4 protein-coding genes are annotated in these 16,751 nt (G+C 37.3%); all 4 read right to left on the reverse strand.

Annotated features, from left to right (window positions below):
- Positions 1–13 precede the first annotated feature (13 nt).
- The 4 genes from AMQ68_RS12020 to AMQ68_RS12035 all read right to left on the reverse strand — a co-directional run bounded on the left by AMQ68_RS12020 (position 14) and on the right by AMQ68_RS12035 (position 16,189).
- On the reverse strand, positions 14–7,039 hold the full coding sequence (locus AMQ68_RS12020; RefSeq protein WP_241775113.1) for a type I polyketide synthase: 7,026 nt from the start codon (positions 7,037–7,039) through the stop codon (positions 14–16).
- Positions 7,040–8,173: 1,134 nt separating this feature from the next.
- Positions 8,174–8,698 carry a hypothetical protein gene (locus AMQ68_RS12025; protein WP_241775114.1) on the reverse strand — a complete coding sequence of 175 codons (525 nt, stop codon included), beginning with the start codon at positions 8,696–8,698 and terminating at the stop codon, positions 8,174–8,176.
- A gap of 30 nt (positions 8,699–8,728) precedes the next feature.
- Positions 8,729–11,608, reverse strand: coding sequence for a gliding motility-associated C-terminal domain-containing protein (locus AMQ68_RS12030; protein WP_054510877.1), 2,880 nt, complete (start codon positions 11,606–11,608; stop codon positions 8,729–8,731).
- A gap of 75 nt (positions 11,609–11,683) precedes the next feature.
- Positions 11,684–16,189, reverse strand: coding sequence for a fibronectin type III domain-containing protein (locus AMQ68_RS12035; protein WP_054510878.1), 4,506 nt, complete (start codon positions 16,187–16,189; stop codon positions 11,684–11,686).
- Between the last annotated feature and the right edge of the window lie 562 nt (positions 16,190–16,751).

Below are 16,751 nucleotides of genomic sequence, written 5' to 3' on the forward strand. Positions count from 1 at the left end.
CTTATACAGAGGTTTACCAATTATTTCCGGACATGATTAATACCTGACTTTCAGTTCCGTATTTTATTTCATTCAGGAAAATTTCCTTTCCTTGTTCCAATGGAATTAAAGAAATACCGCGGCGTTCATATTCTGTTTCCAGTGTTGATGAAACCATTCCGGCACCTTTCCAAGGACCCCAGTTGATGGAAATTACTTTTCCTTTTAATTTCTTATTTAAAGCGTTGGCGTAATCATCCAACACAGAGTTAGCAGCCGCATAATCGGTCTGACCTTTGTTCCCGTACACTGAAGCGATGCTTGAGAATAAGACTACAAACTGGCAATCTGTACGCAGTTTTTCTGCCAATACACGAAGTGGTTTTACTTTGGTATCGAAAACACGTCCGAAAGAACTTGTTGTTTTTTGCTTGAATAATTTATCTTCCAAAAGACCAGCCCCATGAATTACCCCGTCTAAACGGTTGTATTTTTCATAAATGCTGTTGATCAAGTCAGATAATCCATCTTCGTCACAAAGATCTAATGATTGGTAAACAATCGTATTTCCCATTTGTTCCATATCACGGATGGTACGCAGGATCTGATTGTTTTTGAAAACTTTTATCGTTTCTTTTTCGATTTCAGAAGGTGAAGTGAATGTTCCGGATTTAATAAGATAGGCTCTTATTTCTTCCTTCGATTTAAATGCTTCTAATTCTTTATTCGTTGCTTGATTTCTGGGATCTTCTGATCTTCCCACCAAAATATAAGTACAAGGATAAGCCTGTGACATATGTTTTGCGAGTTCGGAAGTAATTCCCTGTGCGCCTCCAAGAACTAAAACAACTGAATCTTTGTCTAATTGGATGTGTGCTTCACTCAATCCTGTTGCCAAAGGCGATGGGATGATGTTTATTTTATGTCTCTGGTCATTTTTATAAATAACTTCAGAGGGTTTGTCGGTTGTTAATATTTCTTTTAAAATAATATCAGCAATTTGATCTACCTGCTGAGGAGAGTTTAAGCTGATTAATCTGCAATTCGTGTTTTCAAATTCTCTAGCTAAGCTTTTGAAGAACCCCGGATAGCCTTTGTAATGACGTAAAAGAGTCGTGTCTGTAAGCTCCTGAACGTGTGCCGGAATATCTGAAATCAAATAAATCCACTGAGCTTTATCAAGGTCTAATCTTTTAATTAAATCAACATGATCAATAATATTTTGCTTTACGGCAGATGAGAATAAATCAAGAATAATTAATCCGTCAAAATTCGTAAGATCTTTGTCTGTATCCACCAATTCAGCGATTGCTCCATACTTTTCAAGGGCGTTTTTGATAGCCAAATTTTGGTTGCTGTTGTCTTGAGTGATTGCAAAACGTTTTCCTTGCAGGATTTCATTATTTTCGATTAAAGAAACATCCGTTGGTGTTAAATCAAATCGAAGACGGGATAATAAATTCTGAATAGGTTCTGGAGTATTATTTCCGCTCATTTCATTAATCCAGGAAGCTAATCCGCTCAATGTTTTAATGGCAGCTAATTTTTCCATTAGATCATCCGCCTGTTCTAGATCTTGACCGAAACCGATTTTAGTTTTAAGCTCACCAATGATTTCCATACGTTTGATGGAATCGATGCTTAAATCTGCTTCTAAATCAAGGTCTAGGCCTAACATTTCTTTTGGATATCCTGTTTTTTCGCTTACGATATCCAGAATGGCTGTTTGAAGTTCTTCAAGAGAGAATGCAGATTTATTTTGAGTCGTTGAAGCTGTTGTTTCTACAGGTGCAACTTTTTCTGAAGTTTTTGATGCTCCCGAATATTCTGTTAACCAAGAAACCAAACCGTTTAAAGTTTTTATAGAAGCTAATTGCTCCATGATGGTATCTTCATTTGCGCTATTTGAGGAGAAAGAACCTAGTTCAGCTTTCAGTGTACCAATGATTTCAACTCTTTTAATTGAATCAATACTTAAATCAGCTTCCAGGTCCATTTCCATGCCCAGCATTTCGTGAGGATATCCTGTTTTATCGCTTACAACCTGAAGTAATAATGTTTTAATATCCTTTGTCGGAGCTTGTTTTACAGGAATAATAATCGTTTTTTCAACGCCGTCATTTAATGGAGCAGATATGATTGGTGCGTGACCGTTTGAATGAGCCGGAATTGATGAAACATAAACAGGAGCAGGGCTTACTTGAGGATTTTGTCCCAAGAACGTAATCATCACATCACGTTGCGCCTGTATCATGAGTTGCATGCTGTTTAAATATTCCTGCAACATACGTTCAGTATTAGATTGAGTTTCAATCACAGGAGCTTGATTATTTGTATAGTTGTTCATTTGAATTGGAGTTATGATTGGTAATGCACCATTGGCAGGCAATGATCCGTTTGTTGGATGTGCAGCTTGTCCGTTTACACGCCAGATGGCAGGGCTTTTTTTGTATAATTCAGGTTGATCAATTTGAATTAACTGAACATTACGACCTTCGAAAAGTTTAGCAATATTAAAATTACGCCCTGTCCCTAAATATTGAGCCAGCATAGAAAGCAGGTAAGTCAATTTATTGCCGTTACTGTCTTCTACAGAAAGCGTTAAATGCTCTTTATCTAAACAAGATTTGGTTAATCCTGCCAACACTTTTCCTGGGCCCACTTCGATAAAGATTCTTGCACCGTCTTCGTACATCGCTTGAAGTTCTTCTACAAATCGTACAGGCTGTACCAAGTGGTTCGTGAGTCTTTCTTTTATTTCTGAAACTGCCGTCGGGTAGGTTGTTGCCGTGGTATTCGACCAAACCGGAATCTGCATTTCTTCAAAAGAAACATCTTGTAAAACAGTTTCGTATAAGCCTTTAGATTGAGCCAATAACGGACTGTGGAAGGCACATGCAACTTCCAGTTTTTTAGCAGAAATACGTTCCTGTTTAAGGATTTCCATTAATTTGTTGATGGCTTCTGTACTTCCTGCTACCACACATTGCGTTGGTGCATTGTAATTGACAGGATAGCAACCTTCAACGGTATCTAAAATAGGCTGTAGGTTTTCTCGGGTTGAGCTTACTGCGATCATTGTTCCCGGATCACCTCCTTCTACTGAGTCTAAAATGGATTGCGCTCTTTTGATACTTAAATCAACCAATTTTTCTTCTTCGAAAACCCCTGCAAAACATAAAGCAGGCAATTCTCCATAACTGTGACCCGCCAACATATCCGGAACAATCCCAATAGATTGTAGGAGTTTAGCTAAAGCCAGATCAACAATTCCTAAAAGAGGTTGTGCTAATCGGGTATCTTTAATGGTTTCTTTTTGCTGTTTTAATGTTGCTTCGTTAAAAGTAGCGGAAGGGAAAACTACTTTTTCCAATTCAGGATATGAATTGATTACTTTTCGCATTTCAGGGAAAGCAACGAACAGATCACGAGCCATATTGATTCTCTGGCTGCCTTGTCCAGGGAATAAAAACGCTACTTTACCATCTCTTTTATTGACCGTGAAAGTGTCTTTGCTTTCAATTCCGGAAAGTGCTAGTTCGATGTTCATCATCAAATGTTCGGTGGTGTCCGCAACAATGCTTAACTGAACTTGTTTTTCTGAACTAACGGCTAAACTATAGGCGATGTTCTTTAATGAAATAGTATCGTTTACTTCGAGTAAAGATTTAATCTGATTTAATTGAATTTTAGCTTCATCATACGTCTCTCCACGGAATACAAATAATTCTGAAGGCCAAGATTGCAATACCGCAGAATCGTCTTCTTTAGGATGATTGGCAATGACAGCATGGAAATTAGTTCCCCCAAATCCAAACGCACTGATTCCCGCATAACGGTTTTTCTCACTCCATAATCCACTTTCTGCATAAAAAGCAAATGGACTGGTTTGAGCGTTATAATACGCGTTAGGCTTCTGTAAATGTAGGGTAGGAGGTTTTACACCATGATAAACTGCTAAAGAAGCTTTAATTAATCCTGCTAATCCCGCTGCACATTTTGTATGTCCGATTTGTGTTTTTACAGAACCTAAATGAGTCTGCCCCGGCAATGCACCTGAACGACTGAATAAATTAGTTAGAGCACTTAATTCTGTTTTGTCTCCAACAACAGTTCCTGTACCATGAGCTTCGACCAATCCAACAGATGCAGGACTGATACCAGCTTGGCTATAAGCACGCTCCAATGCTCTTACCTGACCGATTTTTCTCGGAGCAGTAAGACCTAAAGCTTTACCATCACTGGATCCTCCAACTCCTTTGATCACAGAGTAAATACGGTCACCATCGCGTACCGCATCATCATATCGTTTTAATACAATAATGGCAACGCCTTCACCAAGGGCAATTCCGTCTGCATCACTGTCGAAGGTTGCACATCTTCCTTTTCTGGAAAGGGCATGGGTGCTGGAGAACATGAGGTAATCATTGATTCCGTTATGTAAATCGGCTCCGCCCGCAAGAACCATATCTGATTTATTTAAGATCAATTCCTGACATGCCAATTCAAGAGCTGCCAGAGAAGAAGCACACGCGGCGTCTACGGTATAATTTCTTCCCCCAAGATCCAGACGATTGGTAATTCTTCCTGCAATAACATTCGCTAAAATACCGGGGAATGAATCTTCTGTAGTATGTGGAAAAGCATCTTTAACTTCTTGATGAAGCTCTCCGAAAACTTGTTTATAAAACCCTCTGAAACTGTAGCTGTTGGCAAGGTCATTTCCACCTTCGGCACCAATAATTACAGAGATATTTTCTCTGTTTGTATGTTTGTCACCATAGCCTGCATTTTCCATCGCACGTTTGGCAACCAATAAAGTTAACAATTGCGTAGGTTCAATGGCAGCAAGAGACTGTGGTGGAATTCCAAATTCTAAAGGATCGAAATCAATTTTAGGAATAAATCCGCCCCATTTTGAGTGAGAGACATCTGATTCGTTGGAGTCTGGATGATAATACAGCTCTTTGTTCCATCTTTCGTCCGGAACTTCGGTTACACTGTCTTTTCCTAAAATAATATTGCGCCAATATTCTTCTAAATTTTTTGCATCAGGGAAAATACATTCCATACCGACAATGGCGATATCCAATGCTTTTTCGTTGGATGTTGGTTCTTCCGGTAATGCTGCATTTTGAATATATTGATGATTGTCTATGCTCACATTTTGATGAAGTTCATCTAGGGTAATGACTTTTTCATGCATGGTAGCAACCTGTCCGATCATGTACATTCCTAAATCCAGTTGTTCTTCTTTAGGAATAGTTACTAAATGATCACCTTGACGTTCTACACCTTTTGCGGCAATTCTTAAACGACCTACATTTAATTTTTCAAGCTTTTCCCAGACTTCTTTCTTATCTGTTCCGGCTGCGATCAGTTTTGCTTTTTCATGATTAAAATGTTGAGCAAATGCAGTATCTAAACATCTGGTTTCGTGCCCGGGAGCAGTTTCTAATAAAACCGTTTCTTCTGCCTGTAAAGCCTGTACCTGGAATTCTTCCTGAATAGCCCCACAAGTAACTGCCTCTTGGGTATATAGATAAGCTGTTCCTATTAATACACCAACTTTTACACCTCTCGCTGCTAATGGAGCAGCCATGATGGAAACGAAAGCGGTTGAAAAATCATTGTGAATTCCTCCTGCAAAAAATACGCTGATGTTTTCAGGATGTTCTTCTTTTAAGATACGTTCGATTTGTTTTTCCCAAAGAACTGTACTTGAAAGTGGACCCACATGGCCGCCACATTCACGTCCTTCGAAGATAAAGTTGGTCGCACCTTCTTTCAGGAAAATATCTAATAAAGCGGGAGAGGGAACATGTAAAAATGTTTTTATTCCTGCTTTTTCAAATACTTTTGCTTGGGCTGGCCTTCCTCCGGCAATCAATACAACGGGAGGTTTAGCTTCTAATATATAAGAGGTTTGTTCTTCTCTTAATTCCTGAGGGGCAAATCCTAAGATTCCCACACCCCATGTTTTTTCGCCTGCTAATTTTTTAGTATCCATTACCAAAGCTTTCGCCTGTTGACCTTTTAATAAAGATAAAGCAACAAAAGGTAAAGCACCTGCTTCTGCTACGGCGTTGGCGAATGCCGGAACATCGCTCACACGGGTCATTGGCCCTTGGGCAATTGGATATTTTAAGCCTAATTCTTTAGCCAGAATATTGTCTTGATTGATAACCTGAAGAACTTTTGCCTGTTTCAGATGACCATACATCGCTTCTTTGAATCCAAAAACCATTTTTTTTAGATTTTTGAAGTCTTCGTACAGGTCTGTTGCCAGGGAAATATCCTGTCCCATTGGGATATAACTCTTAGTGATGTCAAGATCTGTAAAGTGTTTTCTAAGATCTTCAGCGGTTGTATTTTCGGGTAATGCAGGAGAATTTGGTCTTACCAATACACGGTGATTGGCTATGATTTTAGTTTCTGTTCCATTGAGTTTTGAACAGAGATCTTTGATGTCTTTTGGAACGGAACTTTCCGGGAACAAAGCAAGTTGACTATCCAGTACAATACCGGTTGCTCCCAACGCTTTTACCGCTGCTGCCGTATGAAGTCCGATTCCTCCTTGTACCCAAACAGGAATGGTTTTGATTTCTTTAATGATGCGTTGAAACAAGATAAAAGTTGATTCGTAGCCGACCAATCCGCCTGCTTCATTACCTTTTATAATAATTCCTTTTGCGCCTGATTGTTCAGCTTCTTTGGCTTGATCTAAGCTGGTTACCTGATAAATAAAAGATACTTCTGAGTTGGAATTGAATGGAGTTCCAAACGGGAGAACAGCAAATTTTACTTTTTCAGGAATTTGAAGGGATGTAAGTTTATCATTAGGATAGCAGATACCATACGATGGTATATTCATCTTATCAAGTTGATTCAGCGCTTCCTGCGCAGTCGTTAGTTCATGTCCTAAACTTAGGATGGGAAATGCACCAGCCTGATGCAGTGTAAGCATAAGGTTGACGTCCGGTTTTTCAAATGGAGTTAATCCAATAATGGTCAAGTTTTTCATTGTGTTGATATATTGAAATAATAGGGGAGTTTTCATAACAAAATTTTAGACTTTTCAGTGTAAAAAATGATTGTTGTTATGATTGCGTAAAGTAATTGGTTATTATTATATTTCTAATTATTATGTTAATTTAACATTGTCTTTTTAATATAAATAATAGGGTGTTATTGCTAACCAAGAGGTTATTATATATTAGATTGTAAGCAGAATATTTAAAAGACTTTATTTCAAAATTTTCCATTGTTTCGATGTTTATTGACGTTAACAAGATATTTTAAAACACAACGCTCATACTTTTGGTATAAAGGCGTTTGTTTATTTAAGGGAGAGTAAAATGGTTTAATTACTGTTTTATTGTCAATAATAAATATAATTTGATATTAATTATTAATAATAATGAGTTGATTATGTAAATACTGTTAAAATCAGTTATTTATATTTTTATTCTCAAAAAAAATCGGGTACAATCTGTATAATTATACAATTATAATCGTTTATAATTGTGTAATATTGAACAAATATATAAATAAAAAAATAAGTATTTCTATAATAGGAGATTTATTTTTTAATATTACAAAAAGATAATATTTCGATAGAAAAGTGTATAGGGAATGCAAAAACAGACGCTGAATTGCGACTTTTTATAAGACAGAAGTTTACATTCTTCATAGGATATTAAAAGGCTAAATATACTATGATCATTGAATGTATGATATTATCTGTGGGTTAAATTTCAATTAATAAAAATGAATCAAAACGCAGTGTTTTTAAAGAGGATAGTTGGTTAATTTATAATCAAGAATGTCTAATATTTCATCTAAATAAAAATGTTTAGAAATGATTGTACTTAATATTTTGCGTTTAGTTGAGAGGCTTGAAATAGCAAAATCACCTCATCCTAAACATACTGCGTTGTACCTTCTGATGGTATGTGGCTGGATCATCACCTGTACCCAACTTGACTGGATGTTTATGATGGCCATTCCTTAGTTAATTGTCATTGGTTTTGAGTCTATTCATAAAACGGAATGCAATTTTAGCTTGTTTAAAAGATAGATGATGAGCTTATTTTTGCAGTATTGATAGGAACTTAAGCGTTCTATTTTTACTACATGAAAATAGGGTACTCCATGGAGCACCCTATTTTGTTTTACTTAAAATGAAATCTTTTTAAAGAGAATTTGTAGAGATGTATAATGTTTTTTTACCATTCTCATCTTTAACATCTACCTTAGTAATCATTTCATTAAAAACCTTGGTTGAAGTATCACTAAATTCATATCCTTCTATAGATACCGGAGTATCTTTAGGTACTTGATATTGTTCGTTAAGTGACTCAAGTGAAACAAGATCCGGAGTTCCTGCATTTTTCTTTAGCTTTATTTCAATTAATCCTTTATCAGCTAGAAAATCGAACTTTTTTAAGTTTTTAGGAAGATTTGCTTTCGTTTTAAAAACATGAACACTTTCTATTTGATTTTTGTAATGATCAAACATTTTAACATTTCCCACCACGTCATTGTAAATAGCAAATTTCATATTGGGATTTTTCTGTCCAAATAGTGTTGCCGAAGCAAGGAATAATACGGGATATATTATTTTTTTCATCATACCTAAAGATGTTTGATTTTCTCTGAATGTAACTTGTTGTGCTTGATGAGAGTCAAATTCAGTTAAAATGATTTTATTATTCATAGGGATAAATTTTGTTGTTATAATGAAGGCTTATTCTCTATTTTTTACAAGAATCCAACCTGTGTATTTTATTGGAGTCTGTTGTTTATTGGGTTCATTCCAATTGATGTGGTACCAATAAGTTCCGGTCTGTATTTTCTTATCGAAATGTTTACCGTCCCATCTGTAGTTGTTAAACTTATCGCCTGTGAATATCTTATTGCCATATCGGTCATAGATTACGAAGGTTAGATTGAGTTTATAAGACAGTTCGCTGTAATCAATATAATCGTTTTTGTTATCTCCGTTTGGAGTAATCGCATTGATTAGATTAGGAACAGTAACTTCAACAGAAGTAGGGGTGCAATTATAAGTATCTTTTACATAGAAAGTATGTTGACCTCTTGAAAGATCGGTAAATACATTAGAATCCTGCCAATTGGTAATTCCGTCTACTGAGTATTTGTAAGGTGGAGTTCCTCCGTTTACATGTACTGTTGCTGTGGTATTAGAAATCTCTATTTGGGTAATCACAGGATCTACTGTTTTCTTAACTCTCACAACCTGAGTAAGAAAACATCCGTTCTTTCCAAGAACTACGGTGTATTCTCCAACACCCACTCCTTGGATACCTGATGTTGTTGCTCCTGTATTCCAAAGATAAGAATCATATCCCGGACCTGCTTCCAGGTTTGTTTTAGCATCAATACAGATGTATTTATCTACAAGAATTGGTGATTTTTTAATAGGCTTTGCAATTAATTCAATTTTTGCATTGGCTGTACATCCTTCGTTGCTTGTTATTTTTACGTATACAAAACCTCCTGCAGAACCATAGTTGGTAATATCTATAATTTGATTGGTATTTGCGTTCAGATCTGCCAGGGTAGGATAATATCTTTTAGTTACCTGAGTAAAATCAATAACGTTTGCTGTAGTTAGATCAAAAAATGCTTTGTCATCATACTGACAAGCTTCCAGTCTTGCATCTTTTACAATGAATGGAACAACGGTTAGGGTTAATGTTACGATTTCACAATCTACAAATTCACCACCATTTCCACAGAATTTATAAACGATCACGTCCGTCCCTATATATCCTGTGACGGGGGTGTAGGTGATTGTACCTGTTGCCGGATTTACGACTGCTGTTCCATGAGTAGGCTGTGTAATAATTATTACCGTACTCGGAACCGGAGCTTGTGGAGAACTTGTAAATGCCGGAGTGATTATTTTTGTAGCACAAGCATTTAGATTGGCTGTCGTATTTTTAACACAAGAATACACTTTATAGATGGGCGTTGTTATCGGTGCGCAAGTTCCCATACCTACTATCACTGTATAATTTCCACCTACTAAAGGAGCGTAGGTATTTGAAGTGGCACCAGGGATGGCAACACCGTTTAAATACCATTGGTAACTGTCATAACCGTCATCTACTTCCAGAATAATTCCTGGAGCGCATTCTCCTGTTTTTTTTGAAATTACAGGAACTGAAGAGAATCCTGCAAAATACCCACCATATCCGGCAGAACTATATCCGCCGTTTACTCCTGCTGTAACAGCTTTGGTGGATTGGATTGTAAGATTATCACTCACTCCGGATATTGCATATGTTACCCAGTTGGTATTACCTAACAATGGGTATGGACCTTCTGCAGCCGTTGGAGGATTATTATTCACTAAAACGGTAGCCCCTGCTTCCGTGATGATGTTTAGTTTTAATAAGAAATTATTGGTAGGTTGCCCTGATGTAGTAGCTGTTAAAGGCATTTCTGAGATTTTACCGATTTGCTCAATTTTTCTTGGTAAAAAACAGTTTAATGGTGGAATGTAATTATAACCGCCATTGTTTTTGGCATTTGCTTGATTACCTGAGACAAGTTGATATAAATATACATTTTTAGTGGCCCTTACATAAATATTATAATGACCTGCTGTTCCCTGCAGCGTATACCCTGAATCCAGAATTCTATAGAATTCTCCTTCATTAAGTGTTGCAACAGCTATTGGATTGTTATTTAGAAATATTTCAGTATTGTTCTCTGTAGCGATGATGATACCTCCTTCCATATTATCTCCGGTATTTAAAGAAGCAAGCGTTCTAATCATTGCAAACTCTTTTCCTAAGCGATCAATGGGAACAGATTGATCAAGAATTAAATCTGAACCATCTGTGCCTGTAGCATTGGTAGCATAATATCCATTTGAATTACCATTAGTAACAGAAATGGGTTTGTCAGCAATTATTTTGGCGCCAATAAATCCGGTAGCGTTTGCAGCAACATTTGCTTCCCCCGCCAAGAGATAGGATTGACCTTTATTTAACGTGAAAGTAATAGGTGCTGTGACCGTTGTAGGTTGGTTAATAAATACCACACCAGGATTAAATCCGGAAACGGTAACGACCGTATTATCTTCTGTAGCCATAATTCCCGTTGTGAAATTATAGCTTGTTAATGTTGTATTTGTAATGGGTGCAGATGCTGCGTAAAAAGTTTTACCAATTCCGGATTTTCCTTTGGATGTAAGGATTTCACCGTGAGAACTAACATACATTCTCATGGTTAAAAAATACGGCTTCGCACCTTTTGTGTAAATACCTTTATTAAGAACAGTAAATGCCTCTGCATCGGCTATTACCTTTATTACATTGCCAGGCAGAGCCGGGTTAGCAGGTGTAATTGTTGCCGGAATGTGAAATACTTTTGGATCATTCAGGGCAATAGTCACACTTCCAATTTCAATGTTATTGCTATATATTTTCACTTCAAAAGGAGCAACAGAATCTGTTGAAAAATATAATGCCTGATTATATCCGCTACTTGAGCTGTCAAAATACGGAGCAATCCAATGATCAGTATCTCTTTGTGCAAAGAGGGAACTGAATGTCGTAAAAACTAATACAAAACTTAGTAGAAACTTTTTCATAATGATGGAATTAGAATTTAATGTAACTAAAGCTGTGTATATTGTAACACAGCTTTAGTAAATCTTATGGGTTATTTATTCTTTAATAAATTTCTTTTGTACAGATCCTTGAACATCTTCTATCTCTATAATATATACGCCTTTAATAAGGTTGCTTACATTAATAGTATTATTCAAGATCAAACCTGTTGATACCAATCTGCCTACTGCACTGTAGATTTTATAATTTGCTTTTCTGCTGATGTTTTTTACGTACAATGTTGTGCTCACAGGGTTAGGGTAGATCAGGATATCTGTCTGGTTTACCGAATTAGGTACTTTTTCTTTAGAAATTCTAACGGTATAATCTTCTACTTCACCATTTGGGAAACTAACACAGTTTACCGGAATTTCATCTTTACCCATGGCGACTCTCATTACGACATAATGATAATCTGTCAGGCTTATAAATGCATCATTCGGCACGGTGAATGTAGTGGTTGCTGTTGGATTGGTATTAGGTCCGTCAGCCATGATTCTTTCGTTAATATCAAAGTATCCATTTCTATTGAAATCAATCCATACGGCTACGCCTGCTTTGGCGCCTGAGTTTAAGTTTTTATCAATGATAATTTTATTTCCGGTTGACCCTTGAATCAATTCAATAAATTTCAAAGAATTTCCTGTAAAATCTGAGTAATTTGAAGCTAGAGATTCATTGATCATTTCCGGTTTACCATTGGGTTTTGCGGTAACTTTTGAAATATACTCTGTTGCAGAATTGGCTGATGTCATCTGGCAGTATACTACGGTAGGAGTTATGAAATAATAAAGCGCCGTAAAATTTGGAGGATTTCCACTACAAACATTGGCAACCTGCATTTCATATTTGGTTAATTCCAATAATCCTGTAAGAGTATACGTGTTGGTATTCACTGAAATATCAGTCCAACTCGGAATTCCCACTTTTCTATATCTTAGAACATAGGTTGCTCCAGGGAATGCATCCCAAACTACTTCTGCAGTTGTAGGTGTAAGATTGTGAATGGTAAGTCCCGGAGGAGGTAATTCGCAAATTCTTGTTGTTGTAAATGTTTTAGGGTTCGACCACTGATTTGGATTCGTTTCTCCGACACATATATTAGCCACTTGTACTTCATACGTTTTAAATGAACTCAAATTTGTAATAGTATAAGAGTTTGCCGGTGGCTGAGGAACAGTTGGGGTATTCCAAAGAATAGTACCCACTTCTCTCCATTGTAGAATATAGGTTGCATTAGGAACAATTGGGTTCCAGGTAACAACCGCAGAAGTGGAAGTAATATTGCTTATGGTTACATTAGGAGGCGTAGGATCGCATCTCGTTGTGAATGTTTTAATGGCGGTGTACGTGCCAGGTGTATTTCCGCAAACTGCTGCAATTCTCACTTCATAGGTAGTAGCCGGCAGTAAACCATTGATTGTTAATGGAGGGTTTCCTGCAAGAACAGACGGGTTTAAAGTAATCCAACCTGAAGCGGGAATGGTAATGGCTCTGTACTCTAAGATAAATGCGTTATTGTTAGTAACAACAGCCCAGTTGATTGCTACAGAATTATGGGTAATCGCGTTAAATGTAGGAGCTCCTGGTGTTGTGTTGTTACAAGGTCTCAATTTTACGGCATAATCTTCAACTTCGCCATTAGCAGGATCTACACAGATTACAGGAGCGCTTCCACGTTTCAGAGCAATTCTCATTGTTGTCGTTAATGGTCCTGTATAAATACCGGTTGTTGGTACATCAAAGGCTGCTGTTACCGGAGTTGTTGTACTTGAGGCAGAAATCATAATTCTTTCGGCATCTGTAAACACTCCGTTTCTATCCCAGTCAATCCATGCATATACTGCATCAGCAGAGGTGGTTCCTGTCCATGCTTTTGAAACTGACAATTGATTTCCTATAGAACCTATTTCTAAATTGATTAATGTTGCTGGAGTAACATAGTTCATATAATTAGTCTGAACAGAGGTGTTATCCATGATAGGGAAGTTAATAGGAGTAACTTTCACATTAGAAATATGATCGTTAGTTCCTGTACCACTCATATTACAATAGGTTAACGGAAGGGTGGTAAAGTTTACACTGGGTGAAAATGCTCCTTGAGTACCTCCACAAATTGTTGCTACCTGAACCTGATAAGCAGTCTGCTCAATAAGTCCGGGAATGGTATGAAAACTTTGCCCTGCCGGAAGCGTTAAGCCAGCAGCTGTAGGAAGCCAAGCACCTGTAATTCCCTGTCTCCATCTGATTACATACGTTGCATTTGCGGTAGGCAGCCAAGAAACATACGCTGTATTATGCGTAATATTATTTACTGCTATATTCGTTGGAGGTACTGTAGTACAGGGTTGAAGATCAATGAATTTTACATAATAATCTTCAACTTCACCATTACTTGTTAGAACTGAGCAAGCATCAGTTGGCGTTAAAGCATACACAATAACACGCATTTTTATCTTACTTGTCCCTGTATAAGCATTCGCAGGAACTCCAAAGTTAGCGGTAACCGGAGTTGTGCTGGTATATCCTAAATTCATAATTCTTTCACCACCGGGTGTTGTAGATGGGGTGTTGTTAAAAATTCCATCTCCGTTAAAATCAATCCACGCATTGGTGGAATAAGTTCCTGAGCTAATTGATCTTCCTACAGATAATACATTATTGGTTGAATTTCTGAGTAGGGTAATGGTCTTGGTAGGATCTAAAGAATAATCGGTATAAGTAGTTGGCCCTGAGTTGTTACTTGTTAAAGGTACATTCGAACCAATCATTGTAATATTACTGATGTACCCATTGGTAACGGTTGCTGTACCAGAATTACAATAGGTGAGTGCAGGAGTTGTAAAAGTAGTAACAGGAGAAAACGCTCCCTGTGTTCCACAGACTGTAGCAACTTTCACCTCATACTGTGTAGATTCTAGAAGCCCCGGAAGGGTAATGTTGTTTGTGAAAGGAGTTGTAACATTAATAGTCTGCCATACTCCGGAAGGGAGTGATCTATACATTACAACATAGGTCGCATTTGCGGTAGGCGTCCAAGAAACCGTTGCCGATGTTGTCGTGATATTATTAACAGCAATATTGGCAGGCGGTACGTTGGTGCAGGGTGATAAAACTGTACCCACTAACTGAATTCTTGGTAATGTAGTATATCTACTGGTAGCAGTAGGAGGATTGGCAGGATCAGGATTTATTGTTGTGTTATAATAAATCATCCCTCGGTTGGTTCCCGCAGTATAGCTTCCCCAATTGGCAGTACATGATGTTCCTGGTGAGTTTTCATCAACACCAATTACAACATTGCTCACGCCATCCCATAGAAAAGGAGTGGTTAATGGGATATTGACCCAAGTCCCTGCTGTCATGGTAGGTAAAGTCCCTGAATACACCTGGGTTAAAGAGGTAGGAGGTACCCAACTTGAAGTTGTTGCAAAATCTGTTTGGGCGGTATTTCCCATATAAACAACCCATTGGTTATAATTAGCCTGTATCGTTCCTGTAGTCGCTACAAAAAATTTTATAGAGGTTATGTAATTATTGTTTCCAACTGCTCCGGCAATTTCTGGAGCAAAATAAATCTGCTGTGAATAATTTAGCCCTGAGCAAGAATAAACAGGCAAAAATGCATTTGTAGCATTTCCTCCTCCAATTTGTCCAGGAGTAAAAGGTATGCCTACTACCCATGGAGATTTATTGGTAGCTGAACAAACCGATCTTACCCACCAATAATAGGTTGTTCCTGGAACAAGCGGCGTTAAGTTGGCGTTGGTTCCTGGGTTTGCCGTACCTACAGTAGATGCAATAGGGGGAATATTTGTTGTGTTGTAATAATATTCATATCCATTGGCAGGAGCAGGTGCTGGCGCAGCAGGTGCCGCCCAATTGATGGTTCCCGATGTAGGAATGATATTGGTTACAGGTAAAGTTGTTGGTTCAAAACACGAAGGGGCCTGGATGACTTGTACTTCGTCTATCAAGATGTCATCATAAAAATCACCTCCTGCTGCTACATCTTTATCAACGGTGAATTTTAATTGAATGGTAGTTCCTACGTAGCTTGCAGCTAAAAGAATTCCTACTGTTCTCCATTCTGGATTACTGGTATTGCTTGCCCAAATTTGAACCCATCCGGTACCATTATTCACCTCAAGTTTTAGCTGATTGGGCTCGGCAAGAGGTACAGTTCCGTTAAGTGCGGTTAAATGATCTTTAAACCATTCAAATTTTACATAAGGATTTGTTAATCCTGTCAGGTTAATTTGTGGACTGAGCAATTCAACAGTATGTTCATTGTCAAGTGGGGTAGAGGCATCTACCCATGCAAAGGTTCCTGCGGGTTTTCCTCCATTTCCCGTGGCTCCATATCCTGCGGCTCCCGTAAATTTCCATTTTACATTAGCGTTGGTAGACGTGGAAGTAGGATTCTGGTTTACCCAGCATGTGGGAAGAGTCCCAGTGCTAAACGACTGTAAAAAGGGAACCGGAACAGGGTTGCATATTTGTCCTGAGAGAATCGACGTAAAGGACAGTAAAAAACTGATAATTAGTAAAGTTTTTCTCATATGATGATAGGTTAAGTATGTTTTAATTAAATGCATTATGAAACCTTTGTAATCGATATAAGGGTTTCATATGATGACTTTTTTCTAACACGATAAAAGGGTAAATGTTTTTACATAGGATAAGGTTTCTAAGGTTAACTCTTCTTAATTTAATCAATAAATAGTGAAATAAAAATCATGCATACGTATCCCAAATTTGAGGTGACTCATCATTTTAATTATTTATTGATTGTTGAGCTGATTTAATTCAGATCTTTCATATTAAATCTTTTATAAAAATTTGATTTTTAAGACGAGATAAAATACGAATTTGGTAATTTTTGAATTTGGTCATGATTTTCACGAGCCTTCTTTTGTTTTTCATGTTTTTTACTTCATATTAGGTTTGTTTTAGATGGTTTTCAACTTTTTTCTTTGCTTTTTTTCTCTTTTCGAAAATCAGCGATTATATTTTAATTAAAAAAAACGAATGGCCATACTGTAATCAGTACAACCATTAGAATTGGAATATGGGTTATTTTTTAAGCAACTTTGCGGGTAAACAATTGTTACTCATTTCTTG

Source organism: Chryseobacterium sp. ERMR1:04 (genome assembly GCF_001297705.1).
Classification (GTDB): Bacteria; Bacteroidota; Bacteroidia; order Flavobacteriales; family Weeksellaceae; genus Chryseobacterium.

Coding starts and splice junctions, on each gene's coding strand:
- AMQ68_RS12020 (WP_241775113.1), bottom strand. CDS start 7,039: ATGAAAACTCCCCTATTATTTCAATATATCAACACAATGAAAAACTTG.
- AMQ68_RS12025 (WP_241775114.1), bottom strand. CDS start 8,698: ATGAATAATAAAATCATTTTAACTGAATTTGACTCTCATCAAGCACAA.
- AMQ68_RS12030 (WP_054510877.1), bottom strand. CDS start 11,608: ATGAAAAAGTTTCTACTAAGTTTTGTATTAGTTTTTACGACATTCAGT.
- AMQ68_RS12035 (WP_054510878.1), bottom strand. CDS start 16,189: ATGAGAAAAACTTTACTAATTATCAGTTTTTTACTGTCCTTTACGTCG.